Consider the following 24,878-nt stretch of genomic DNA (forward strand, 5'->3'; position numbering starts at 1 on the left):
AAAGGCAATCAATGAATATAATAAAGAGCAAGAAGCACTAAAAGGAAGTTTTATCCCAGCAGCTGTTTTACCTATTGCGCCAGCTGTATTAGAATTTTTGAGCAGTCTCAGTTGCTCTTAGTGGTGCGTACGGTGCTAAAAAGATTTGGGATAAATATATCTCTGATGGTATTGATATAATAACAGAAAATGAAATAGGTTTAGAATATAAAAATTCATATACCAAAGCCAAGTAATGATGAATTAGAAAATGATGATTTTCTACCAGATTTAAGAAGAGAAAAGCCAAAAACACCAGTTAGTGGCGGCGGCAGGTTAAGACCTAGATGTAAAGATAAAGATGGCAATATTTTTGAGTGGGATTCGCAGCATGGAGAAATGGAGATTTATAATAAACAAGGCAAGCATCAAGGATCATATAACCCAATAACTAAAGAGAAAAAACCACCTGTAAAAACAGAAAGGTAAAAAAATGAAATCTAAGTCAAAAACTAATATTTGCGTTATCTACTATAATAAATTTGATGATAGTTTTGTAAAATCTATCCCTATTAAAATTGTACGTTAAATGATATTGAGAATGTTTTATTAAATGTCTATCCAAATGAAAAACATATCCAATTAGATGAAAATGGAAATGAATACCTAAGTGGAGCCTACGATATAACGCCAGAGATAAACAAGATACTGTTTGAAAAATTTGGTATTAAAATAGATATAGAAAATTTCAGTTGCCAACTAGAAGAAGAATATGAGTAAAATGAGTTAAATATGACTACTAATATTTATGTAAAAATACTAAATGAAGATATACCTGTTTGGCATCCAGTCAAAGCAGTTTGTTTAAAGGAAAATATCTTTAAGATAGTAGATAATACCGATTTTGAAAAACTTGACGAGATGCTAGAATTCGGTTTTAATGATACTGTTGTATGTAAAAATAGCAATGGCAATTTTTATGCTGTAAAACTATATTCATAAAAGGAGTTAGTATTGGCGATTTGGCAATGTGATTTTTATATTTTACCAAGTAACAGCGACGAGGCGGTTTTAAATTTAGAAACATTTGATGATTCTATCTTTTGGCATAAAGTATCAGTTAATAAAGAAACTTTTAATAGTGTTGCTTCTGTTTTACCACAAGTAAAATCATGGTCGGATAGCTTGGACATTTATGGCAGTCTAGAGGATAGCTGCCTGCAGATCTCTTTTGACAACAATGGATTGGTAGATGGGGTATTACTGCGTATAAATTTCACTAGTGAATATAAAGATATTTTAAAATTTATCATATCGTTCTGTGTCAAAAATGATTTTGAGATACTAACTAGCGATCTTTTCAAACTGCCACTTTTGTATTCAGAAATAGATCAATATATTTCGGGTTCTAAACGAAAAGAAAAATTTATGAAGTTGCAGAAACCTATTTAACTGATTTTAAGTAGCAAAGAAGGCAAGGTACTAAGAAAATGAAGCTCAAGGATGTTTTAAATTTAACAACTATTGGATCATAAAATAATGTAAAAACGGAAGACTAATGATAAAAGAAGGAGAAGCAGTATGTGGTTACAGATAAGATTTTTATTTATTATCTTATTTCTGTCGGGATGCGGCATTGTTACGAGTGTAGATGATGACAATAAAGAATCTAAAATCTTGAGTGTAGATCAAAGAATATCTACTAAAGAGGGATTGCTCTCTTTGATGGCGCCTATACATAAGGATATAGGCGTTTTTTATGGAGTATATAAAGTAGAGGAAGGCATGGCGTTGACTTGGGCTGTAAAAAATATGATGGCTTCAAAGCTTATTATTTCGACAGAGTCTTATCCTGGGCATACTTTTGAATCTGCAAAATATCTCAATCCAAAAAATCTTAAAATTTTTGAAGAAGAGACAAAAACTAAAGAGAGTTTTTACAATACTACTACTAGTGCTATATATAAAAAAGCATATCTTGATTATATAGATGGAGTTAAATGCAGGACATTTGTCCATGCGGATTTGAGACAGATTTATCAAAATGTAATAGATGGTGAAAAGACTTATACACAATACTATGATACATATTGTTCATTTTATCAGCCAAAAAACATTAAAAAACCAACAAATATGGTTAGACTACAATATGAATATAGTTTTAATCGCAAATCAAAAGCTTTTACAGATAGCAACAAAACAGAGCAGGAAGTCTTAAATGATATACACAATATATTTAGGCAAGACATACAAGCAATATTTTCTACCATAAAGCTTGGCATGGACAGAGAGAAGATGAGAAAAGAGGGGCTTTTGTTTGATAAACCATATAGGGTTCAGTTTTAGATAAAATTGCAACTGCAAACTATATACAAAGAATTTGATAAAAATGGTGCCATACATAAAGGAGTGCAGTGAGATGAAGATACCAATAATTTCATTATTAATAGCTTTTATAACAGGATGTAGTTTTGATAATACATATAAAAGTGATATATATGATCGCGACTATATAAAAATGGATGCAAACACTACACTTTATAGCTCAAATAAAACATTTTCAGTAAAGGCGCCGATAAATAGAGGCATCTTATTTGAGGGTTTAGACAAATATGATGATTTTACAGTGTTGCAGCGCCGTATCACCGGAGAGATAGTTGAGATATTTTATCTTGAAATAGATAAGATAGATACATTCGATGGAGAAAAGTACCTTGATTTGGAAAATATAAATTCTTTTGAGCTAAATACTAATAATCCAGATATAAAATATGAAAATGAAACATTTGGACAGTATTATGATAGGGCTTTTATCAATATTATAGATGGTATAAAATGCAGAAGCTTTCCTAAAGAACTAAATAAAAAATATAATCATCAAAACAAGGGTGATGGCATAATTCAGACACAAGAGTATGAAACATATTGTAGCTTTTATGGTGCCAATGGTTTGCCAAAGGTGCTTCGCATAAGATCTGAGTATAGTTTTAACTTGTCAAGTGAGGCATTTAAAAAAAGCACCCTCTCAGAAAAAGAAAAGTTAAATAAAATAACAAGACAATTTAGGCAAGATGCGGAAGAAATTTTTTCTAATATAAAAATCAATATGGATAGACAAAAGATGCGTCAGCATGGGTTATTATTTAATACAAAATCAAAGGAGATAAAATGGAAATAAAAAAATTAATCATGTTTGCTTTGTTGGCATTTGTTTTTACAGCTTGCGCTGAAAAAGAATATATATGTCAAGACCATGAAAAAGATGGCGCAGTATGTGGCTATAGACCATAAGTAGCCATAAATACAATACTTAAGGTTGTTTAAACTTAGGAAGGGCTTAGCAAATCCGTATTTGCATGAAAAGTTAGACAAAAGCTGGAGCTAAGCCATTTAAATGAATTATAAAAAATATAGCTACAAATACGAAATAGTAGATGATTTGCGTTAAAATACGCTTTTAAATTATAATTAATAAATCCCATAATAGATACAATAACAAGATTTTATTATCAGAATAAAAGGAACTCTAATGAAAAGTTTAAAACTCATTGTTATATCCGCATTACTAATCACATCAAACCTCTACTCAAGTGAAAAAATTCAGCCTAGCTTTGATTGCTCTAAAGCTAAAACAAGAGTAGAAAAACTAGTATGTTCTGACGAAGTTCTCTCTACACTAGATAGAGATATGCAAAAAGCTTATGATCTAATGATGGGTAAATATGACCTTGCTTATATGAATGAAGAGGCTAAAGAGGAGATAAAGCCATATTTAGAAAAGCTAAAACAAAGTCAGATTGAGTGGGTTAAGCATAGAGATAGGTATTGCAACACAGAAAAAGATAAAGAAGAATTTAGAAGGTGTGTCCTTAATGAATATTATAATAGGATACAATCTGTAGTCCCAACTTATAATGTAAGAATTGGTTTTTCAATAAACGATAAAAATAGCACAAATGATCTATGCTATAACTACTTTACGCAAAAATTCTGGATGGACTCTCCAAAGCCTGTAAATAAAGATAATCCACCTTATGGAGAAGATAAAGAGTTTTATGAGAAATTTCTCATCGATGCTCTTGGTAAAGACATTGCAGAGAGGGAATTAAATACCACTACAAACTATTACTACACTAAGCTCGACTTTGCTCCAGTTGGAAGCTATATCATGTGCGTAGGTATAGGTGGAGAAGAGAAAGAGATATATGATCTAAGAAGTAAAACATATAAGCCTTATTGTGTAACATTAAATGGACAGTTCGAGGATTTTTTAAATGGGGATTATATAAGAGATGGTCAAAAACTAAAATTTGGACTTAAATTTAAAGAGATAGAAGAGATCGAAGAAGAGTTTAAAAGAAGAGGCTTAGACTACGAAAAAGATGATAGCTTTTCAACAGAGGTTTATAAAAAAACAATAAAAAATGATACAGATGATTTTAGTAGCGTAATATATAGTACTGATAAAAGCTATGATGCAAATATACTTTCTGATGGAATGGTAAGAATACTATATGCTTCAAATTTGCATGGAAAAGAGAGAAAAGATAAATTTGGAAGATATACATATCCTGATGGTTATTCTAGTTCACCAGCTTTTATAGTGGCTGATAAATTTTTTTTTAGAGTGTATATGGAAAAATATGGAAATTATCTAGTTTGTAGAATGCCTATCCAAAGCAGATTTAAAGATAGAAATGATAGTAAGCTTATAAGAGAGTATCTTGAGCAGTTTAAGGAGTTTTAATGCCAATCAATGAGAGAAATGCTAGCAATTTCAAAAATGAGCTTGGGAGTACATTAAAAAAAACTGAAGATTTTAGAGAAAAACTATATTATGATGGTAAAAATATAGCTACTATAGGTTGTGGTTTTAATGTGACCTTAAAAGAGATACTAAAAGAAGTTTGTGATAAGAAATATTCTGAACCTAAAATGAGTGAAGAAGAATTTGCTGGATTACTTAATACCATTAATGGAGTAAAGGTAAAAACAGATGAAAATTTAAGATCTAAGGTATCAGAGTATCTTGATGGCATAAAGACAAAAGATGGAAAGAGTGCGAAATTTGGAAAATTTGAGCTAGATGATGATCAAATCATTAATATATTGCCAGAGGTTGTTGAAATATTTAGAGATGGTCTAAATAAAAAACTAGCCTATACCTCTATAAGCCTGCAAGAGAGTAAGATAGATGAAAATAGCATAGGTAGCAGTGAATATATAGCTCTAATGAGCATGACATATAATAATCCAAGCCTTGTAGGAAATGGACTAAAGGCTCACTTGAGAGCTAAAAACCGCTTTGGGGCTTGGTATGAGATAAGGTATAAGAGTAACGCAGATAATGAGATAGGTATAGCTAAGCGTAGATTTGCAGAGTCAAATGAATTTGGGCTGTTTGAAAGTAATGAAAATAATAATGCGGTCAAAGAAAACGAACTAAGAGATATAAGCATAAACGCAATATCCTTTGAAGAGTGTTTGGATCTATTTTCTCTTTTAAATGTGGCAAAGATAAAAGAGAAAGATGAGCCATCTATAACCTATTTGCAAAACGCTATAGCTTATGAGACTACTAAGGAATTTAAAGGCAATAGAACTATAGCTGGCTACTCAAATGGCAATGCTGACTTTAACGAACACTACAGAAAATACAACACTATCTTGCAATTTTTTGCAGATAAGATAAATGCTCTTTTAAAAAATGTCACCCAAAAGAGCTTTAAGCTAGAAGATATCTATGTGATCACCACAAAAGATGATAATAGCCATAATATCTCAAGGATAAATAAGCTTTTAAAGATAAGAGCAGAAAATGGTGAGTTTAAACCTGAAGCTAAGAGAGATATCTTGCTTATATATCCAACAGCCTCAGCCCTTCCTGTAATGCCTATCCAACCAAAAAATACAACCTTTACTATCGTCTTAGCAGATAATACATCGCTTGATTGTTCAAATTTAAACCCAGATGGGAATAGTAATGAGAGTGAGATAGTGCTTATGAACTATAAGCAAGATGTAAGAGAGCCCAATAAAAACTCAAGAGATGAAGAGATAAGCTTTATAAAGCCTTCTACAAATGGTGAGACTATCATCTACAAAAACGCTAACGACATTTTCATATCACAAGATGAGAAATATGCCTTTAATAGTGGCAATGTAATAACTCTTAACTTCTTTGACAAAATGAACTTTAACCTCTTAAATTTTGCTAAAGAAAACAGCTATAGCATAAGGAGCGACAAGGCTTCAAGCATGTTTGATATAAAGCTAAGGCTACCAGACGCTACTGATAGTATCTCTACAAAGAATGAAGGAAATTTCAACTTAGTAGTGAGTGATCTGATCATAAAAGATGAAGAGGGTAAAAGCTGCGATATAAAAGAGGTGTACCTTCATAATGGTGAAGATAAAAGGGTCTATCCCTCTTACTACCTAAAGAAAAATGATGATAAAGACGCAGATAGTAATAGTAGCTCTAAAAACTCATATACGGCTAAATTTAGAATAAATATAAATTTAGATAAAAACTCTACAGGCTTTAAAAAGACTTCAAAATTTATCATAGCTACATTTAATCTAAGCAAAGAGTATGACACTGCCGAGATACATGCCAAAGAAGATACTGCTGTTGTTACTTTAGCTAGTAAAGATAAAAAAGATGGAGGTGCTGAGTTTGATATCAAAGTATCTACAGTCGCTTATCAAAAAAATATAACTGAGATCAGGCTAAATACTTCAGAAAATACTAGTGCTACAAATCTAAGCATAAAGGATACTTTAAATTTAGAAGCTGTTTATCTACCAAACAAGGGAGACGATGACTACAAAGAGGTAAGCTGGGCTTATAAGGTGATAAGAGAGGATAAATATAATAGTGAGGTGGTAGGCAAGGTAGCAGGGGCGATAAATTTAAGCGAAGAGAAATTTAAAGGCAAAAAGATCACCTTTAGTCCAAAAGATGACATAAAGGATAAAGAGCTACTAAAGAAGCTAAATCATGGCAACCATATCATAATGTTTTTTGCCTATCTAAAATCACCTGCGTTTAATACTAATTTTGGAAAGACGCATATTAGAGTAGATATAAAAGCACCTATTTATTTAAAATACTCTAATGGCAAGCTTTGCATATATGAGTTTGGGCATACTGATGCTACTATGTGCTTTGATACAAGCTTGTCTGGCGGTATCTTTGATAAAGAGAGCAAAGATGAGAAAGTAGAGCATATGCCTAAAGGGGTTTATTATATAAACTCAAATTTAAGTAGCGGGGATATAGATATATTTGAAGATGATAAGCTAAGTGAGACATGCTACCAAAGCATAGATGGTAAAGATAGATCATATATAGAGCCATGTAAAATTTATGCAATAGATAGCAATATACAAAGAGCATCATCTACAAAAAGTGGAATAAATTTGATAAATAGTGAGAATAAAAACAGATTTATCCAAAAATTTAACGAAGTAAAGCAAAGAGTTGGACTAGATAGCAAAGAGGTTAAGTTAGAGGTGGGGTAGGAGGCTATATCCTAAAAATATAAGCAGTATGATAGAAAATTTATGATTATAGATTTAGATTTTATAAATATCTTACCTCAAAAACTATTAAATAAGGGGATTTTTCTAAGAGAGAATTAGAGCTTATGAGATAGACCAGAAAGTGAGGCTTTGTTTTATATTTTAGCATTTGCAATAACAGACAAGCAAATTAACTAAATTTAGCTGTCTCTTAATATATCTACTACTACTCTCCATTCGCACATGAGCTTTTCAAGGCTAAATTTAGCATTCGCAGGACTGGTTGATGGTAGTTTTATCACTTCATTTTTTGTCGCTTTTATGATCTCTCCCTCTAAGTATTTTTTGCAAATTTCATAAGCCTTGCCGCCGTTTGCATAAACTTGCTTGACATTTGCGGTTTTAAAAATTGGCTTTAAATTTGCAGGCACGATCTTGCTCATCTTAGCGTCGCTTGAGCCATCTATCTCGCATGATATCGCCGCGTCATATATCGCGATGTGATGAGAGAGTAGAAAATTTATCTTTTCATCCGTGCTTTTTGGCACATCAGTATTTAAAATCCCAGCCAACACTCGCCAAAAGCGGTTTTGCGGATTTGTATAGTAAAAGCCAAATTTACGAGAGATGACAGAGGGGAAAGAGCCAAGGATCAAAATTTTAGAGTTTTTATCAAAGATTGGCTTAAAAGGGTGCATTTGGCTCATATTTTTGCCTTTTAAATTTATGAATAATTTTAGATAATGATATATAAAATTTGCTTTAGAAGTTAAATTTAAGGAGCCGCAGTGCCTTGGCGCAAGATGAGGTTTTTCGATAAGAGCTGGGTAAATGGTGATCTGGACGATGATGAGTTTGAAAAGAGGATAGAGGATTATGGCTCGTATATAAAGTCTTTTTATGACGAGCTAAAGACGCTTGAGAGAGTTTTTGTAGATCTAAATTTTAGTGATGCAAAGATAGTATCTTTTGCTTTTATAAAAAGCGGCGCTAGGGTTAAATTTTATATCGGAGACTTGCAAAATGGCTACTTCGAGCTAAGTGCCCTTTTTAAAAATTTTCATATAGATGACAGCACTCTTGGCGAGATCATAGCTAGTGAAGTGGCTTTTGTGGAGAAGAAATTTTATTTTTCATATATGATGAGTGATCTTAAGGAGCGTCATTTTGCCTTTGATGAGATATGCAGTATTAAATTTAAAAAGATTTCAAGCAAGATGTATTCTAGTTGCTAGAGTAAATTTTAGGTGCAAAAGCACCTAAAATTTAATTGATTTCGTCGCTAAAGTCTGCTAGACTTAGGCGTTTTAGCTGGCGGTAGCGTCTTTGCGCGTCAGCTTTATTTTTAGCTAGTAGCTCGTCTGCGTGCTCAGGGTTGGTCTTTTTAAGCGAGTTGTAGCGAACTTCGTTTAGCAAAAACTCTTCATAAAGCGACCAGTCTGGCTCTTTTGAGGTGATTTTAAGCGGATTTTGTCCCTCTTTTAAAAGGCGCGGATCGTATAGATATGTCGGCCAGTATCCGCATTTTGTGGCGAGCTCGCCTTGGCCGCCAGACTGCGATAAGCCGCCTTTGATGCCGTGAGCGATGCACGGAGAGTAGGCGATGATAAGACTTGGGCCATCATACGCTTCGGCCGCTGCGATCGCTTTTATCACGTTTGCTTGGCTCGCGTTTGAGTTGATCTGCGCTACAAAAATGTTGCCGTAAGTCATAGCGATGTAGCCAAGGTCCTTTTTCTGAGCTGGCTTGCCGCTAGCTGTAAATTGCGCTATCGAGCCTGCGCGGCTTGATTTTGAGCTTTGGCCACCAGTGTTTGAATAAACTTCGGTGTCAAGCACTAGCACATTTACGTTCTCACCGCTTGCTAGTACGTGGTCAAGTCCGCCAAAGCCGATGTCATACGCCCAGCCGTCGCCGCCGATGATCCATTGCGACTTTTTGACGAGAAATTTCTTAAGCTCTAAAATTTCTTTAACGCCTGGCGCGCTTAAATTTTGCTCTAAAATAGGCAATAAATTTTTCGTGATCTCTTGCGTTTTAACGCCATCATTTTTGAAATTTATCCAGTCGTTGTAAAGCGCTGAAAGTGCGTTTGGTACGCTATCTATGTTGTTTCTCATTATATCTTCTATACGGTGGCGCATAGTCTCCATCGCTACGTTCATACCCATGCCAAACTCGGCATTATCTTCAAATAGCGAATTTGCCCACGCAACGCCCTTACCTTCGTCATTTGTGGTGTACGGAGTAGATGGGGCTGAGCCGCCATATATAGAGCTACAACCAGTCGCGTTTGCAACGATCATGCGCTCGCCAAATAGCCTTGTTATAAGCGTGATATACGGAGTTTCGCCACATCCCGGGCAAGCGCCGTGGAATTCAAAGAGCGGCTTAGCAAAGCCAACGCCCTTAACGCTCTCTTTGTTTATGAGATCGTCTTTATAAGCGACCTTTTTAAATAGATAATCAGCATTTTCTTGCTCGTTTTTGCCTAGCTCTTCTTCAAGCGGCACCATTACGAGCGATTTTTCCTTGCTTGGGCAGTTTTGCGCGCACAGCTCGCAGCCGGTGCAGTCTAGCGGACTTACTTGGATTTTATATTTTAGTCCCTTGACCTCTTTGCCTTTGGCCTCTAGGTTGTGCTCTTTTACGCCTTGTGGTGCTGCACTAAGCTCGTTTTCGTCTATCAAAAATGGCCTGATTACAGCGTGCGGGCAGACAAATGCGCACTGGTTGCACTGGATGCAGTTTTGCTCGATCCATTTTGGCACCATGACGCCAACGCCACGCTTCTCGTAAGCCGTCGTGCCAGCTTCGAAGTGTCCGTCTTCGTAGCCTATGAAGGCTGAGACTGGTAGGCTATCGCCTCTGGCCGCATTTATCGGTTTTACGACGTTTTCGATGAAGCTGTTGCCGATATATTTTTCATCTTTTTGTTCATCATCTGCTAAATTTGCCCACGCAGGATCGACTGATACTTTTATGAGCCCATTTGCGCCAACGTCGATAGCGCTATAATTCATCTGCACGATCGCCTCGCCTTTTTTAGCGTAGGCTTTGTGCGCGTACTCTTTCATATATTTTTGCGCATCTTCAAATGGTATGATGTCTGCAAGCTTGAAAAATGCCGACTGCATTATGGTATTTGTGCGGTTTTTAAGTCCGATGTCGTGTGCTAGCTTTGTTGCGTTTATGATGTAGAAATTTATATTTTTGCTAGCTAAAATTTTCTTAACTTTATTTGGCAGTTTGGCTATGGTCTGCTCTGCGTCCCAGATAGAGTTTAGTAAAAATGTGCCGTTTTCTCTGATGCCATCAATGACGTCGTAAATTTCAAGATATGCTGCGACTGAGCAGGCTACAAAGTGCGGGTTTGAGACGAGATAGGTCGAGCGGATCGGCTTTTTGCCAAAGCGAAGGTGTGAGCGCGTGTAGCCACCTGATTTTTTACTATCGTAGGCAAAATATGCCTGTGCGTAAAGATCAGTCTTATCGCCGATGATCTTAATAGAGTTTTTGTTTGCGCCCACGGTGCCATCAGCGCCAAGTCCGTAAAATAGGCACTCTTTAACGCTCTCATCGCTTAGTGAAATTTTCTCTCCAGTTGGTAGCGAGGTAAAAGTGACGTCATCGACGATACCAACTGTAAAGCCATCTTTTGGCTCACTTTGGTTTAAATTTTCAAACACAGCTAGCATTTGAGCAGGATCGACGTCCTTTGAGCTTAGGCCGTATCTACCGCCAACTATGACTGGAGCGTCCTTTTGGCCGTAAAACGCTGCTTTTATATCAAGATATAGCGGCTCGCCAAGGCTGCCAGGCTCTTTTGTGCGGTCAAGAACGGCTATTTTTTTCACGCTCTTTGGCATCACGTCAAAGAGATACTTCGTGCTAAATGGGCGGTACAAATGCACCTTGATGATGCCCACCTTTTCGCCTTTTGCGTTTAGATAATCAACGACCTCTTCAAGAGTTTGCGTCACTGAGCCCATAGCTACGATGACGCGCGTAGCCTCAGGATCGCCGTAGTAGTTAAACGGCTTGTAGTCTCTGCCAGTGATCTTTGAAATTTCAGCTAGGTAGTTTGCCACGATGTCTGGCACTGCGTTATAAAAGCGGTTGCTTAGCTCTCTTGTTTGAAAGTAGATATCATCGTTTTGCGCTGTGCCTCTTGTTTTTGGGCTCTCTGGGTTTAGCGCTTCGTCTCTAAATTTTTGTAGCGCCTCTCTGTCAAGAAGTCTGTCAAAGTGCGCGTAGTCCATCACTTCTACTTTTTGAATTTCATGGCTCGTTCTAAAGCCGTCAAAGAAGTGTAAAAATGGCACTCTGCCCTTGATCGCTGCTAAATGCGCTACGCCAGCGATATCCATCACCTCTTGCACTGAGCCGCTTGCTAGCATAGCAAAGCCAGTTTGGCGACAGGCGTAGATGTCTTGGTGGTCGCCAAATATTGAAAGTGCCTGTGCCGCAAGCGAACGAGCTGAGACGTGGATGACGCCAGGGAGGAGCTGGCCTGCTATCTTATACATATTTGGAATTTTTAAAAGAAGGCCTTGAGAAGCTGTGTAGGTCGTAGTTAGGGCGCCAACTTGTAGTGAGCCATGCACCGTGCCAGCTGCACCGCCTTCGCTTTGCATCTCGACTACTTTTACCGGCATACCAAATAAATTTTTCTTGCCCTGCGCTGCCCAAAGGTCAGTGTAGTCAGCCATAGGCGAGCTAGGAGTGATAGGGTAAATTCCAGCTACTTCGGTAAATGCGTATGATGCGTAAGCTGCGGCCTCGTTTCCGTCCATAGTTTTCATTATTTTTGACATATTTCCGCCTTAAAATTATCTTAAAAATGGCTTTATTATAAAAGAAAAATCCAAAATTTGTCATTAATCTCTATCATTAAAAAATTAAAATTTATAAATAACTAAGATGTAAGTCAAATTTTAATATCGTAGGGGCAAAGTAAAAAGGATGAAATTTTGATAAATATTCATAAAATAGCCTATTTAAGGGTTATCGCGCTAGCTTTTGCAGCTTTTATATTTAATACAACTGAGTTCGTGCCGGTGCCGCTTTTAAGCGACATAGCAAAGGATTTTGGCATGAGTACGGCTGATACTGGGCTCATCATCACGATATATGCGTGGAGTGTGACGATACTCTCGCTACCTTTTATGCTGCTAACTGCAAATTTAGAGCGAAGGTCGTTACTTTTAAAGGTTTTTATCATTTTTGTCGCTTCTCACGCACTTTGCGCGGTTGCATGGAATTTCACGGTTTTAGTCATAGCTCGCGTGTTAATAGCTATCTCACACGCCATATTTTGGTCGATCACAGCTTCGCTTGCTGTTAGAGTTGCGCCTATTAATAAAAGCTCGCAAGCCCTTGGACTGCTGGCTCTTGGCACATCGATGGCGATGATACTTGGCTTGCCACTTGGTAGGATTTTAGGCGATAGCTTGGGCTGGCGTGTCACATTTGGGCTCATAGGGATCTTTGCTGTGAGCGTTGGCGCTTGGTTATATAAAATTTTGCCACTTTTGCCTAGCAAAAACTCAGGCTCATTAAAGAGCCTACCGGAGCTTGCAAGAAATGGCTTTTTAATGGTGATATTTTTGCTAACTGCTATCGTTATCAGCGCGCATTTTAGCACCTATAGCTACATCGAGCCGTTTGCTAAAGATATAAGCGGTTTTGATGGTAAATTTATCACCATATTTTTGCTTTTATTTGGCATCGCTGGCATCGTAGCAAGCGTGCTTTTCTCTAAATTTTATAAGCTCATACCAACTGCTTTTACAGCTATCTCAATAGCGATCATTTTAGTCTGCTTGCTGACGTTAAATTTCATCGCTACAAATGAGAGCTTGATGCTTGCGCTTGCCTTTATCTGGGGGCTTGGCATAGCTGGGATAAATATGAGCTTTCAGATAAAGGTGCTAAGCTTAGCCGCAAATGCCACGGACGCTGCGATGGCGATATATTCAGCCATTTATAACATTGGCATAGGAGCTGGCGCACTAATAGGTCATCAAACGATAGTTCGTCTTGGCGAGCAAAATATCGGCAACGTTGGCAGCCTTTTTGCAGCGGCTGGACTTGTCATCTTTCTCGTTGCAGCGGTTAAATTTAAAAAGGCTAATTAAATTTAGCCTTTTTAAAAAACCAAAAACGTTACAAATTTCTACAAATAAGTGATAATAAATATCATAACTAAGAATAATTTTAGCTAACCTTTTTTATAATCGTTATCAGAAAAACAAATAAAAATTAGGAGCTTGTTATGTCAGTTTTAGTTATCGGAGCAGATGAGATCACGCCTATTAAGGCTGTTTTGCATGATTTAGGAGCTGAAAAGATAGAGCACTGGGACGCTAGAAACGAAAACCGCGTAAATCGTAAGCCGATCCCACAAGATACTGAGTGCGTGGTGATGCTCACTAGCTTTTTAAATCACAACACGATGAAGACTATTAAAACTCAAGCAAAAAAGAGAAATATCCCTATCGTTTGTGCGAAAAGAAGTGTTAGTTGCGTATTTTGCGAGTATTGTAAGGTCTTTGGCCTAGATAAGGAATTTGGATGCAAAGAATAATCGATGAAGTTCGGATTTTTATCAGATATTGGCGAAATAACTCCAAGTATTTTTGCAAAGCTTGACAAGCTTTCGCGTGCGAAAATTTTCATCGCACTTTATAATGTTGGCGTAGAGAGTGAGCTAAAGATCCCGCTTTCTTACGCTAAATTTCTAAATTTCAAAGATATTTTTGAGGCTAGGATAAATTTCTTGCTGCGTGAGAAATTTTTAAATTTCAAACCAGTTGATAGCTTTTGCATGCCTTCAAACATCATCATAAATGCTTATTTGAAAAATGACTTTAAGGCGTTGAAATTTGTAGCTAAAGAGCCAAAAATGGCAGCTGCAAAGATGATAAAGATGCTTTATAGAAGCGGGGAATTTGAGTTTTTCATTGACGCAGCGCAGATGTTTTGCCAGTTTGTTTATGATAAAATACGCCTCCGCCATCAGGACAAAGAGGTCGTGCTAAATGGCGGCGTCATCTCGGTCAAAAAAGATGGTAAAAATTTACTCAGCGTCATGCCAAGCTTTAAAAGGGTGAGCTTTGATGATATGAGAAATTTAAACGACGACATCGATGCAGCCGTTTGCGCGCTTGGTAGTGAGTGCGAGATGGTTTATATCGTTTGTCCTAGAAATGAGGAATTTAGGCGGCACGTTGAGGTTAGGCACTGCTTTGCAAGAGGGTGCATAAAGCTCGTGCCTTATACGATTATTAGTAAAATTTTTTAAAAAGGATAAAAATGATAGGTATAGTTTATGGAAGCAGCATGGGAAATACCGAAGATGCAGCAAAACTTATAAGCGAGGGTTTGGGGCTTGAAAACGAGCTTTTAAACGTCTCTGACGTGGACGCAGCGAAGCTAAATAGCTTTGATAAGCTCATCCTTGGCACATCGACTTGGGGTAGCGGTGATCTTCAAGACGACTGGGACGCGTTTGACTTTAAAGCGTTAAATTTAAGCGGTAAAACGGTCGCTGTTTTTGGCATGGGCGATAGCGAGAGCTACTCTGATGAGTACTGTAATGGCATGGCAAAGCTTTACGATGAGGTCGTAAAAGTAGGTGCAAAGGTAGTGGGTGAGGTTAGCACTGATGGCTATACATTTGATGGCTCTGATGCCGTAAGAAATGGTAAATTTGTAGGTCTAGCGCTTGATGCTGATAACCAAAGTGACAAGACTGAGGGTAGAATTTCAGATTGGATCGAGCAGATAAAACCATACTTTGCGTAGTAAATTTAGCTAGATCTTCTAGCTAAATTTATATATCCATAGCTGAGATAAAGCTTTTTATCCTCTCATTTTGGCTGTTAAAAAACTCATCTACCAAGCCATCAAACGCGATCACACCTTTATCTAAAAACAAAATTCTATCAGCTATCTTTCTAGCAAAATTCATATTATGAGTGACGATGATCATAGACTTTTTCTCTTTTGCAAGAGACAAGATGACCTTTAAAACTTCAGCCTCAAGCTCTGGATCTAGCGCACTTGTAGGCTCATCAAGTAGCAAAAAGTATGGATTTACAGCTAGTGCTCTAGCGATGGCTACACGCTGCGCTTGTCCGCCTGAGAGCCTGTTTGGATAGGTATCTTCTTTGTGGCTAAGCCCCACTTTGGCTAAAAGTTCTTTTGCCTCTTTTATCGCCTCGTTTTTATCCTTTTTTTGAACGTAGATCGGAGCTTCGGTGACATTTTGAAGCGCTGTTAGGTGTGGGAAAAGGTTGAAACTTTGAAAGACCATGCCTGTTTTTTTGCGAATTTCTAAAAGCTCTTTTGAGTTAAGCTTCTCTTTAAAATTTACACTCCTATCATCTACCTCTAAAGTGCCATTTTGTGGGATCTCAAGTAAATTTATGCATCTAAGAAGTGTTGATTTGCCACAACCAGATGAGCCAACTATCACGGTCGTTTGCCCCTCTTTAAAGCTTGTGTTTATGTTATCTAGCACCAAATGATCGCCGTAAGATTTGCTTATATTTTTAAAATTTATAGCCATTAGACATACCTTGAGACAGCTTTTTCAAGCCTTGATTGAAGATAGGTTAAAAGTGTGCAAACCACTAGATATATGAGTGCTGCCAGGATATAGAGGATGAGTGGCTCAAAGGTCCTTGCTGCGATCCTTTGAGCGACCATAAACATATCTACCATCGTTATAGAAGCTGCTAGTGAAGTGTCTTTAACAAGGCCTATAAATGTGTTTGAAAGCGGAGGGAGTGATATCCTCACTGCTTGAGGCGCGATGATGCGCTTTAGAATTTGATAGTGCGTCATGCCAAGCGATGTGGCCGCCTCCCACTGACCTTTTGGCACAGAAAGTATGGCAGCCCTTACAGACTCAGACGCATAAGCGCCAACGTTTAGGCTAAATGCTATAGTCGCCGCACTCCAAGTATCAAGCGTGACACCGAGACTAGGAAGTCCGTAAAATACAATAAAAAGCTGCACAAGAAGCGGCGTGCCACGAAATATCCAAACATAGGTGGCAAATATAAATTTTAAAATTTTTATATTTGAAAGCCTTGCTACTGCTGTGACAATGGCTATAACAAGCCCTAGCGAAAACGAGAGCAAAGTAAGTGGGATCGTCACTTTTAAAAGTGCGATGATCATCGGTAGCGTCGAGTTTGAAACAAGCTCGATCACTCTATCTAAATTTTCCATTTTTGCCTTGTTGGTTTATAAATTTATTTTGAGACGTCTTTGCTAAAGTAGCTTTTTGAGATGGCTTCTAGTTTTCCTTCTTTTGAAAGTTCATTTAGTGCATTTGAAATTTGCTCTGCAAGTTCGGCGTTGTCTTTTTTGACAGCTGCTGCTGTGTAGTCTTTCTCGTCAAGTGAGGCAGCTATCTTCACAGGTGCGTCTGGACGCTCTTTTATAAAGTCGTAAAACACGATGTTATCTCTTACAACAGCATCTACACGTCTTGATATAAGAAGCTCCATGCTTTTAGCAAAACTATCTGTTACGACGTGTTCAGCACCGTATTTTACAGCGACTTTTGCCCAGTTACTAGTCGCTGAGTCGGCATCTTTTTTACCTTTTAGATCAGCAAAACTTTTTATATCGTTATTATCTTTTCTAGTGATGATAGCGCCAAATGTCACAGTATAAGGCACTGAAAAAGCATATTTTTTCTTTCTCTCATCAGTTATACTAACTTGATTAAACACAACGTCTGCTTTGCCAGCGTCAAATGCTGCTAGCATCGCGTCCCATGGAGCTGTTAGAAACTCAACTTTTAAATTTAGCTTTTGCGCTACTGCTCTTGCGATATCTACGTCGTATCCCACTAACTCATTTTTGTCATTATAAAATGTAAAAGGAGCGTAAGTGCCTTCTGTTGCTACTGTTAGCACGCCATCTTTTATAGTTTTTGCTTGCAAATTTAGAGCCATTGCAAGCACTGCTACTACTTTTAATAAATTTGTAAATTTCATTTTGATCCTTTATTTTGAAATATCTTTTCCAAAATATTTCATCGAAATTTCGCTTATCTTGCCCTCGGCTTTTAGCTCATCAAGCGCTTTGTTTATAGCTTCTAGTAGCTCGGTGTTGCCCTTTTTAAGAAGTGCAGCTGTTGGCATCGGCTCATTGCTAGTATATGCGATCTTTAGCGGTGCATTTGGGCGTTGTTTGATGTAGTCAAAAAATGTGACGTTATCATTTATCGTATCATCAGCTCTTTTTGAGATGATAAGCTCCACGCCTTTGCTAAAGCCATCAGCCACGACCACTGTTGCGCCGTTTTTCTCAGCTATCGCTGCCCAGTTGCTAGTTGCAGAGTGCACGCTTTTTTTGCCCTTTAGATCAGCAAAACTTTTGATGTCGTTATTGTCTTTATGCACGACTATTACAGGATATGGCATGGTGTAAGGCACGCTCATGTCATACTTTTTCTTTCTATCTTCGTTTATACTAACTTGATTAAACACCACGTCAGCCTTGCCAGCGTCAAATGCTGCAAGCATTGCGTCCCATGGAGCTGTTAGAAACTCTATCTTTAAATTTAGCTTCTTTGCTACAGCTTTTGCGATATCTACGTCATAACCTACTAGCTCGCCCTTTTCGTCATAAAATGAGTAAGGTGAGTAAGTGCCTTCAGTTGCAACTATAAGCTCGCCTTTTTTGATAGTTGAAGCATTTAAATTTAAAGCTAAAAAAGCACCTGCGATAAAGCCAAAAATGGGCTTAAAATTCATTGATTCTCCTTATTTAGAAATGTCTTTGCCGAAGTATTTAAGCGAAATTTCGCTTAAAACTCCTTCTTTGCTAAGCTCATTTAGGGCATTATTTATCTTATTTAGTAGCTCTTTGTTACCTTTTTTAACAATCGCAGCCGTATACATAGGCTCATCACCAGCTTCGATGATCTTTATAGGGGCATTTGGATGTTGTTTAATGTAGTCATAAAACATCACCGCATCATCTATCGTATCATCTGCTCTTTTTGTGATGATCAAATTTATCTGATCGCTCAAACTATCGGCCACAACTAGCTTGGCGCCATACTTTTCAACGGTTGGTATCCACATGCTATTTACTGAATGCACGCTTCTTTTTCCTTTTAGATCAGCAAAGCTTTTGATGTCGTTATTGTCTTTATGCACGACGATGGCCGAGTAAGAGACCATATATGGCACGCTATAGTCATACTTTTTCTTTCGCTCGTCGGTTATGCTTACTTGGTTAAACACCACGTCCGCCTTGCCGGCGTCAAATGCCGCAAGCATCGCATCCCATGAAGCTTCGATAAATTTTGGCTTTACGCCTAGTTTTTCAGCCACGGCTCTTGCTATCTCCACGTCATAGCCCATTAGCTCATCTTTTTCATTGTGAAACGAAAATGGCGAATAAACACCCTCGGTCGCTATCCTTATGACGCCATCTTTTTTGATCTGCTCGTAAGAATTTGCCAAGGCAGAATTTAAAGAGAGCAAACAGCCAACTACGCAGAGCGCACCAAATTTAAAAGCACTAGAAAATTTCATACAAAACTCCTTATAGAAAAAATAAAATCAATAACGGAATTTGCAAAAAAAGATAAATTTAAGATTTATGCAAATGTCAGTCGCAACTGCAACCTAGGTAATATTTTGGCGCTATTTTATCACAAAAATAAAAGGGCGGCGCCTCACTCCGCTAAAAGTGAGACCGCTAGAGCTTTTACCCCCTTAAAATCAACCTTTCCGCTTGCAAGCGTTGGGATATCATCAACGATAAATATATAGCTTGGCATCATTATAGGAGCTAGGCTGCTCTCTTTTAAAATTTGCTCGATATTTTCTGGCTCTGTGCCACTTTTTACTAAAAGCGCGATCGCTTCGCCCTTTTTGCTATCTGGCACATTTGCACTGCTAAAGACAACGTCGCTTCCAAGCACCTTTGCAAGCTCTTCTTCGACGCTTCCAAGGCTTATCATCTCGCCGCCTATTTTGGCAAATCTCGAATACCTATCTACGATAAACACAAAGCCGTTTTCATCGATGTGGCCTTTATCGCCAGTTTTATAGTATCTTACGCCATCAATGTGTGTGATGACCTCGCTTGTTTTAGCTTCGTCGTTTAGATAGCCCTTCATCACCTGCGAGCCGCCGATCACTATGAGGCCGTCTGTGCCAGTTTCCAGCTCTTCAAGCGTCTCTGGGTCGATTATCTTTATGATGGTGCCAGGTAGAGGCATGCCAACGCTGCCAGGTCTATTAAATGTAAGCTCTTTTAGGCTCTCTTTTTCTAGGATATTTGGCATATTTACAGCAGCTACTGGTGCCGTTTCGGTCGCGCCATATCCTTCATAAATTTCTATGCCAAATTTGAGCCTAAACTCATCTTTTATCTCAGGTTTTAGCTTTTCAGCCCCAGCTACGACCATTCTGGCACTTTGAAACATCAGCGGATGAAGCTTTTTGTTTCTGGTGTAGAGCCTAAAGAACGTTGAGGTACCAAAGATGATGCTAGCGCTGTGTCTTGCGGCCATTTTGCCGATAGTCGCTCCGTCTGTTGGGTCAGGTACGCTTACCATTTTTATGCCCTCGCAAAGTGGCATGAGCGTGGTGACTGTTAGGCCAAATGAGTGAAATACAGGGAGTGAGTTTAAAATCACGTCATCTTTTTTGAAATTTAGAAGTTCGCTTATTTGCTTAATGTTTGCAAGTAAATTTTTGTGGCTTAGCTCGATGCCTTTTGGCTCGCCCTCGCTACCGCTACTAAATAAAATGGTGGCCGTATCCTCTAAGCTCACTGGCCTAAAATAGCAAAGCTTAATAAGCCAAGTTGGGGCAAAAAATGCCGTTAAAAGCGCTAAAAATTTCTCTTTTTTTGAGACGCTGGCTGAGAGATCCTCTGCAAATTTAGCCTTGCCACTCATCGCATCTTTTAGATCAAATCCCTTAAGTGCGAGCTTTTCAAGAAATTTGCTAGAGGTGATAACTGTGTTTATATTTGCCTTTCTTAGGGCGTGATTTAGCGAGGTCTCATTTAGTGTGTAGTTTAAATTTACGCTTACTTTGCCCATGGCAAGAAGCGCCATATTTACTATTGCTGCGATGCTTGAGCTAGGTAGCAAGATGCCTATATTTTTCTCATCTTTTAGCTCGCGTTTGAAAATTTTGATAAATACTAAAACGGCTGTTATAAATTTCAAGTTGCTTAAATTTAGCCCAGTGCTGTCGCTCACGCACTCTTTAAATTTATTTTCTTTTGCGTTGTTTAACCATTCGCTTGTTAGTGGTTTTTGCCTTGAGATGAAGCTCTCCCACGATGAAAAGCTAAGCTCAAGCACCTTTTGCTTCATCTTTGCAGCGTTTATAAATGTGGTTATTGGCTTGCCAAAGGCGACGATGATGTCGCGTCTGCCGTTTTTAGAAGTGAGGTCTTTGTAAAATTTACTAGCTCTTGAAAAGCTCGAACCCCAAAGGCCACGAAGGTAAAATGGCACGATGCAAATTTCTTCTAGATCTCTTATGATAAGCTCAAAACCCTTTTGAAACTCATTTATCTGGCCGTTGTAGCTGATGTGACCCTCTGGGAAAAGTGCGACCACTTCGCCATTTTTTAGGCACTCTCTAACTAACTCGATTGACTCTTTGCTAGCGCCTGCGCCTATTGGGATCACTTTAAAAAATTTAAAAATTTGCTTTAGATACCATTTGTTATAGATCGTTCTATACATGACAAATCTTATGCCCCTTGGGCTTGCAGCTTGAAGCACGAGCCAGTCGATCCAGCTGATGTGATTGCCAAGAAGTAGTGCGCCGCCACTTTGCGGTAAATTTTGAAGTCCCTCAACGAAAAAGCGGTACTTTGTCTTTAAAAATGGCAGTAAAAGTAGCCTTGTAAAAAGGTGTGGAAGCTGTAAAATTGCGTAAAAACTGCCGATTAAACAAACAAGGGCTGTAAAGACAAAGAGGCCAGTGGTTGAAATTTCAAAATATACTAAGCCTATGCCAATGGCTAGAAATAGCAGCATTGAGACGTTTTGCAAGAAGTTGTTTGCCGCCATTATCTTGCCGGTGCTCTTTTGTGGAGCAAAGTACTGGATCATCGCATTTAGCGGCACTATAAATATGCCTCCAAAAAAACCAAATGCAAATGAACTAAGGCTCACTACGCCGATGCTTGAGCCAAATGCGAAAAATAAAAGTGAGAAAAATATACCAATAGCGCCCATTGGCACGACGCCAAGCTCGATGTGAAGCTTTGACATAGAGCCAGCCACGTATGAGCCAAATGCTATGCCTATGGCGCTTACTGCAAGGATGGCTTGCACTGCTAGCGAGCTGTCGTCGTTAAAAACTGCCTTGTAGTGAGCTGGGAAGGCTGCTATGATGATCTGAGAGATACCCCAAAATATGCTAAGTCCAGCGATACTTAGCCAGATATTTTTATCTGATCTTACCTCTTTTAAATTTTCTCTTAAGTAGCTAAGGCTGATGTATCTTTTAAGCTCAAATTCTCCGCTTTGTTCGTTTGTTTCGCTGATATAAGGTAGCTTGTAGGCAAAAAATGCTTCAAGCGCACTAAATACAACTAAAAAGATGCCGATAGGATAGACGCTTTTTAAAATTTCTTCTGAGTTTTCACCTTGGATGTATAAATTTTCAAATATAAATGAAAACAAAAATGAGCTAGCGAGTATTGCGACGATGGTTAGTGCTTGGATGACGCCATTTGCTGTGCCAAGTCGCTCAGTGCCGACAAGTGCTTTGATGATGCCATATTTTGCTGGCGAGTAGATCGCACTTTGAGCAGCTAGTATGAGTGTGAGTGCAAATGCCACGCCAAAGGCACCCAAAAGGTAGCTAATAAGCACCGCAACGCTGATAACAACGCCAAAGACGGCGCAAATTCTAATAACCTTTGTTTTTGCAAATTTGTCATTTATAAAGCTTGAAGGCGAAAATAAAAATATAAATGGAAGCAAGATCATCGCATTTATAACGGCTGTTAGGATAAAAAGCGTATCGCCTGAGTAGGTCTTTAAAAGGACGTTTTGAATTGTTATTTTGTGTGCTAGATCGACACTTGCGTTTAAAAATGCGATCGCAAGGTAGGGTAAAAAGCCAGTGACTTTTAGTAAATTCCTCATGAATAAAGCCTTTTTGGATTTAAAATTTTGTAAATCTAGCAGTAAAATATTTAAAATATCATTAATAAAAAACTCTAGCCATAAATTTTGTGGTGAAATTTCTTTGAAAAAATTTAAATTTTATATGCTTTTTGATAAAATCCGCCTATCAAAAATAAGGAAAAATTTATCATGGACTATGAAATCATCGTCGTTGGCGGCGGACATGCTGGCATTGAGGCAAGTCTTGCGGCTGCTAGAATGGGCAAACAAACTTTACTGATCACTATCTTGGCCGAGCAAATAGGCGCTGCAAGCTGCAACCCAGCCATCGGAGGCCTCGCAAAAGGACATCTTGTAAAAGAGATCGACGCGCTTGGCGGTCAGATGGGGCTTACGACTGACGCTGTTGGTATCCAGTTTCGCGTGCTAAATGAGAGCAAAGGCCCAGCAGTACGTGGTAGCCGCGCTCAGATCGATATGGATAGATACCGCGTTTATATGAGAAATTTGCTTTTAAACACTCCAAATTTAGAAATTTCTCAAGAGATCGCCACTGAAATTTTAAGCGAAAATGGCGAAGTAACTGGCGTTAAAACCCACCTAAATAACACGTATAACGCAAAAAAAGTGATAATTACAACTGGCACATTTTTAAACGGGCTAATCCACGTTGGATTTAACAAACTTGAAGCTGGCCGCGTGGGCGAGCTAAGCGCAAAGGATCTAAGCTCTAGCCTAAGAGAGCTTGGGCTAAATTTAGGCAGGCTAAAGACTGGAACATGCCCAAGGATCGACGCAAAAACGATAAATTTTGAAATTTTAGAAAAGCAAGATGGCGATCAAGACCCAACGCCTTTTAGCTTTAGAACTAAAAATTTCTCCCCAACGCAGCTACCATGCTACATCGCCTATACAAATGAAACCACCCATGAGATAATCCGCTCAAATTTTGACAAAGCACCGCTTTTTACAGGCCAGATCGAGGGCATAGGACCAAGATATTGTCCTAGTATCGAGGATAAGATAAACCGCTTTGGCGACCGCGACAGACACCACCTTTTCATCGAGCCTCAGACCCTTGAAGCGACAGAGTACTACATAAACGGCTTTTCAACGAGCCTGCCTTATGAGGTGCAAGTGCAGATGCTCCGCTCTGTAAAGGGTTTTGAAAACGCCAAAATCGTAAGGCACGGATATGCTATCGAGTACGACTACGTCGAGCCAACACAGCTAAAACATAGCCTTGAGACAAAAAAAGTAAAAGGGCTATACTTGGCTGGGCAGATAAACGGCACGACAGGATATGAGGAGGCCGGCGCTCAGGGGCTAATGGCTGGTATAAATGCTGCGCTTTCGCTGGATAACAAAGAGCCGCTTATCTTGCGCCGTGATGAGGCGTATATCGGCGTTTTGATAGATGACCTTGTGACAAAAGGAACAAAAGAGCCATATAGGATGTTTACGAGTAGGGCGGAGTATCGCTTGCTTTTGCGTGAGGAAAATGCCATTTTAAGGCTTGGCGGATATGGACATGAGCTTGGGCTGCTTGATGATGAGACTTTTAAAAAGATTGAAAATATAAGAAAAAATTTAAAAGAGGGGTTAAAGTTTTTAAACAGCACTCAGATCACGCCAAGCAAGGCGAATTTAGAGCTTTTAGCAAGTCTTGATGAAGAGCCGATCAGCCAAAACGTGAGCCTTCAAAAGATCGTAGCTAGAAAGAGCTTTACGGCTGAAAAACTAAGAAAGCTTGATGAGAGATTTGCCACACTTGATGATGCAAGCATGGATCAAATTTTAACCGAGTGCAAGTATCAGCACTACATCGGCGAGCAAAAAGATCAGATCGAGAAGATGAAAGATATGATGGATGTGAAAATTCCTGAAAATTTCGACTTTAGAAGCATAAGCGGACTTAGCAACGAAGTGGTAGAAAAGCTTGAGAAATTTGCCCCGCCAACGCTCTTTGCGGCGAGTGAAATTTCAGGTATCACGCCAGCAGCTATTGATATCTTACATATTTATATAAAAATGAGCGAGAAAAAGGCTTAAATTTAAGCCTTTTATGGTTTTAAAGTTTAACTAGCATTTAAAATTTAAAACAAAGCTTCTCGTTTTTAATAGTTGCTATTTATAATTTTTTAAGATTAATAAATTTTATTATTAAAATTTTCTATTTTACGAGAGCTAAAATAGAAAAATTTTTTATCTTAACGTTTAGAC

The 24,878-nt window shown here is 38.3% G+C and carries 22 protein-coding genes; 14 read left to right on the top strand and 8 right to left on the bottom strand.

The features are described 5' to 3' along the window. Positions 1-219 precede the first annotated feature (219 nt). From CYP84_RS11405 to CYP84_RS07295, 8 genes are all read left to right on the top strand, one after another. Positions 220-468 carry a colicin E3/pyocin S6 family cytotoxin gene (locus CYP84_RS11405; RefSeq protein ID WP_430393518.1) on the top strand — a complete coding sequence of 83 codons (249 nt, stop codon included), beginning with the start codon at positions 220-222 and terminating at the stop codon, positions 466-468. A 303-nt stretch (positions 469-771) separates the two neighbouring features. Continuing rightward, positions 772-981, top strand: a complete 210-nt coding sequence (locus CYP84_RS07270; protein ID WP_103637119.1) for a hypothetical protein — start codon at positions 772-774, stop codon at positions 979-981. A 12-nt stretch (positions 982-993) separates the two neighbouring features. Then, a complete protein-coding gene (locus CYP84_RS07275) occupies positions 994-1,431 on the top strand; it encodes a hypothetical protein (protein WP_103637120.1) in 438 nt (145 codons plus the stop codon). A gap of 129 nt (positions 1,432-1,560) precedes the next feature. Beyond that, positions 1,561-2,325, top strand: coding sequence for a hypothetical protein (locus CYP84_RS07280; protein ID WP_021093300.1), 765 nt, complete (start codon positions 1,561-1,563; stop codon positions 2,323-2,325). Between the two features lie 73 nt (positions 2,326-2,398). Then, on the top strand, positions 2,399-3,157 hold the full coding sequence (locus tag CYP84_RS07285; protein WP_103637121.1) for a hypothetical protein: 759 nt from the start codon (positions 2,399-2,401) through the stop codon (positions 3,155-3,157). Beyond that, complete coding sequence (locus CYP84_RS11055) at positions 3,148-3,270, top strand: hypothetical protein (protein WP_257784944.1); 123 nt, start codon at positions 3,148-3,150, stop codon at positions 3,268-3,270. The genes CYP84_RS07285 and CYP84_RS11055 overlap by 10 nt, the downstream gene beginning before the upstream one ends. Positions 3,271-3,508: 238 nt before the next feature. Further along, positions 3,509-4,726, top strand: a complete 1,218-nt coding sequence (locus tag CYP84_RS07290; RefSeq protein WP_103637122.1) for a lysozyme inhibitor LprI family protein — start codon at positions 3,509-3,511, stop codon at positions 4,724-4,726. Next, positions 4,726-7,506 carry a hypothetical protein gene (locus CYP84_RS07295; RefSeq protein WP_103637123.1) on the top strand — a complete coding sequence of 927 codons (2,781 nt, stop codon included), beginning with the start codon at positions 4,726-4,728 and terminating at the stop codon, positions 7,504-7,506. Before CYP84_RS07290 ends, CYP84_RS07295 begins: the two co-directional genes overlap by 1 nt. Before the next feature lie 200 nt (positions 7,507-7,706). On the opposite strand, the gene CYP84_RS07305 is transcribed toward CYP84_RS07295, so the two are convergent. After that, positions 7,707-8,213, bottom strand: coding sequence for a DNA-deoxyinosine glycosylase (locus CYP84_RS07305; protein ID WP_103637124.1), 507 nt, complete (start codon positions 8,211-8,213; stop codon positions 7,707-7,709). A gap of 81 nt (positions 8,214-8,294) precedes the next feature. Between CYP84_RS07305 and CYP84_RS07310 the strand changes: the two genes are divergently transcribed. Then, a complete protein-coding gene (locus CYP84_RS07310) occupies positions 8,295-8,741 on the top strand; it encodes a hypothetical protein (RefSeq protein ID WP_103575329.1) in 447 nt (148 codons plus the stop codon). 31 nt (positions 8,742-8,772) lie between these two features. Here the strand turns inward: CYP84_RS07310 and nifJ are convergent, their stop codons facing one another. Beyond that, positions 8,773-12,324: a pyruvate:ferredoxin (flavodoxin) oxidoreductase gene (gene nifJ / locus CYP84_RS07315; protein WP_103637125.1), complete on the bottom strand. Its 3,552-nt coding sequence runs from the start codon at positions 12,322-12,324 to the stop codon at positions 8,773-8,775. 156 nt (positions 12,325-12,480) lie between these two features. On the opposite strand from nifJ, the gene CYP84_RS07320 reads away from it, so the two are divergent. The 4 genes from CYP84_RS07320 to fldA all read left to right on the top strand — a co-directional run bounded on the left by CYP84_RS07320 (position 12,481) and on the right by fldA (position 15,316). Then, the gene (locus CYP84_RS07320; protein ID WP_103637126.1) at positions 12,481-13,647 is read left to right on the top strand and encodes a sugar transporter; all 1,167 of its coding nucleotides are present in this window, start codon (positions 12,481-12,483) and stop codon (positions 13,645-13,647) included. Positions 13,648-13,784: 137 nt separating this feature from the next. Next, the gene (locus CYP84_RS07325) at positions 13,785-14,096 is read left to right on the top strand and encodes a DUF2325 domain-containing protein (RefSeq protein WP_002939277.1); all 312 of its coding nucleotides are present in this window, start codon (positions 13,785-13,787) and stop codon (positions 14,094-14,096) included. 3 nt (positions 14,097-14,099) lie between these two features. After that, a complete protein-coding gene (locus tag CYP84_RS07330) occupies positions 14,100-14,813 on the top strand; it encodes a UDP-N-acetylmuramate--alanine ligase (protein WP_103637127.1) in 714 nt (237 codons plus the stop codon). Between the two features lie 11 nt (positions 14,814-14,824). Further along, positions 14,825-15,316, top strand: a complete 492-nt coding sequence (gene fldA / locus CYP84_RS07335) for a flavodoxin FldA (protein ID WP_103637128.1) — start codon at positions 14,825-14,827, stop codon at positions 15,314-15,316. Positions 15,317-15,344: 28 nt separating this feature from the next. Here fldA and CYP84_RS07340 read toward each other — a convergent pair whose 3' ends face one another. From CYP84_RS07340 to CYP84_RS07365, 6 genes are all read right to left on the bottom strand, one after another. After that, positions 15,345-16,082 (bottom strand): amino acid ABC transporter ATP-binding protein, encoded by a 738-nt coding sequence (locus CYP84_RS07340; RefSeq protein WP_103637129.1) that lies wholly within the window; start codon positions 16,080-16,082, stop codon positions 15,345-15,347. After that, on the bottom strand, positions 16,082-16,750 hold the full coding sequence (locus tag CYP84_RS07345; protein WP_103637130.1) for an amino acid ABC transporter permease: 669 nt from the start codon (positions 16,748-16,750) through the stop codon (positions 16,082-16,084). The genes CYP84_RS07340 and CYP84_RS07345 overlap by 1 nt, the downstream gene beginning before the upstream one ends. Before the next feature lie 23 nt (positions 16,751-16,773). Then, the gene (locus CYP84_RS07350; RefSeq protein ID WP_103637131.1) at positions 16,774-17,526 is read right to left on the bottom strand and encodes an amino acid ABC transporter substrate-binding protein; all 753 of its coding nucleotides are present in this window, start codon (positions 17,524-17,526) and stop codon (positions 16,774-16,776) included. Between the two features lie 9 nt (positions 17,527-17,535). Next, positions 17,536-18,288 (bottom strand): amino acid ABC transporter substrate-binding protein, encoded by a 753-nt coding sequence (locus CYP84_RS07355; protein WP_021093337.1) that lies wholly within the window; start codon positions 18,286-18,288, stop codon positions 17,536-17,538. Between the two features lie 9 nt (positions 18,289-18,297). Next, positions 18,298-19,077 carry an amino acid ABC transporter substrate-binding protein gene (locus CYP84_RS07360; protein WP_103637132.1) on the bottom strand — a complete coding sequence of 260 codons (780 nt, stop codon included), beginning with the start codon at positions 19,075-19,077 and terminating at the stop codon, positions 18,298-18,300. A gap of 143 nt (positions 19,078-19,220) precedes the next feature. Next, a complete protein-coding gene (locus tag CYP84_RS07365) occupies positions 19,221-22,673 on the bottom strand; it encodes an acyl-[ACP]--phospholipid O-acyltransferase (protein ID WP_103637133.1) in 3,453 nt (1,150 codons plus the stop codon). A gap of 171 nt (positions 22,674-22,844) precedes the next feature. Here CYP84_RS07365 and mnmG point away from each other — a divergent pair, with 171 nt between their 5' ends. Continuing rightward, on the top strand, positions 22,845-24,707 hold the full coding sequence (mnmG, locus tag CYP84_RS07370) for a tRNA uridine-5-carboxymethylaminomethyl(34) synthesis enzyme MnmG (RefSeq protein WP_103637134.1): 1,863 nt from the start codon (positions 22,845-22,847) through the stop codon (positions 24,705-24,707). Positions 24,708-24,878: the final 171 nt, after the last annotated feature.

Origin of the sequence: Campylobacter concisus (assembly GCF_002912425.1) — a bacterium.
In the GTDB taxonomy this organism is placed as follows: Bacteria; Campylobacterota; Campylobacteria; order Campylobacterales; family Campylobacteraceae; genus Campylobacter_A; species Campylobacter_A concisus_AH.

What these genes read in the sequence shown, in the direction of transcription:
- CYP84_RS07270 (WP_103637119.1), top strand. Translation starts at nt 772, where the DNA reads ATGACTACTAATATTTATGTAAAAATACTAAATGAAGATATACCTGTT.
- CYP84_RS07280 (WP_021093300.1), top strand. Translation starts at nt 1,561, where the DNA reads ATGTGGTTACAGATAAGATTTTTATTTATTATCTTATTTCTGTCGGGA.
- CYP84_RS07285 (WP_103637121.1), top strand. Translation starts at nt 2,399, where the DNA reads ATGAAGATACCAATAATTTCATTATTAATAGCTTTTATAACAGGATGT.
- CYP84_RS11055 (WP_257784944.1), top strand. Translation starts at nt 3,148, where the DNA reads ATGGAAATAAAAAAATTAATCATGTTTGCTTTGTTGGCATTTGTTTTT.
- CYP84_RS07290 (WP_103637122.1), top strand. Translation starts at nt 3,509, where the DNA reads ATGAAAAGTTTAAAACTCATTGTTATATCCGCATTACTAATCACATCA.
- CYP84_RS07295 (WP_103637123.1), top strand. Translation starts at nt 4,726, where the DNA reads ATGCCAATCAATGAGAGAAATGCTAGCAATTTCAAAAATGAGCTTGGG.
- CYP84_RS07305 (WP_103637124.1), bottom strand. Translation starts at nt 8,213, where the DNA reads ATGAGCCAAATGCACCCTTTTAAGCCAATCTTTGATAAAAACTCTAAA.
- nifJ (WP_103637125.1), bottom strand. Translation starts at nt 12,324, where the DNA reads ATGTCAAAAATAATGAAAACTATGGACGGAAACGAGGCCGCAGCTTAC.
- CYP84_RS07325 (WP_002939277.1), top strand. Translation starts at nt 13,785, where the DNA reads ATGTCAGTTTTAGTTATCGGAGCAGATGAGATCACGCCTATTAAGGCT.
- CYP84_RS07330 (WP_103637127.1), top strand. Translation starts at nt 14,100, where the DNA reads ATGAAGTTCGGATTTTTATCAGATATTGGCGAAATAACTCCAAGTATT.
- fldA (WP_103637128.1), top strand. Translation starts at nt 14,825, where the DNA reads ATGATAGGTATAGTTTATGGAAGCAGCATGGGAAATACCGAAGATGCA.
- CYP84_RS07340 (WP_103637129.1), bottom strand. Translation starts at nt 16,082, where the DNA reads ATGGCTATAAATTTTAAAAATATAAGCAAATCTTACGGCGATCATTTG.
- CYP84_RS07345 (WP_103637130.1), bottom strand. Translation starts at nt 16,750, where the DNA reads ATGGAAAATTTAGATAGAGTGATCGAGCTTGTTTCAAACTCGACGCTA.
- CYP84_RS07350 (WP_103637131.1), bottom strand. Translation starts at nt 17,526, where the DNA reads ATGAAATTTACAAATTTATTAAAAGTAGTAGCAGTGCTTGCAATGGCT.
- CYP84_RS07355 (WP_021093337.1), bottom strand. Translation starts at nt 18,288, where the DNA reads ATGAATTTTAAGCCCATTTTTGGCTTTATCGCAGGTGCTTTTTTAGCT.
- CYP84_RS07360 (WP_103637132.1), bottom strand. Translation starts at nt 19,077, where the DNA reads ATGAAATTTTCTAGTGCTTTTAAATTTGGTGCGCTCTGCGTAGTTGGC.
- CYP84_RS07365 (WP_103637133.1), bottom strand. Translation starts at nt 22,673, where the DNA reads ATGAGGAATTTACTAAAAGTCACTGGCTTTTTACCCTACCTTGCGATC.
- mnmG (WP_103637134.1), top strand. Translation starts at nt 22,845, where the DNA reads ATGGACTATGAAATCATCGTCGTTGGCGGCGGACATGCTGGCATTGAG.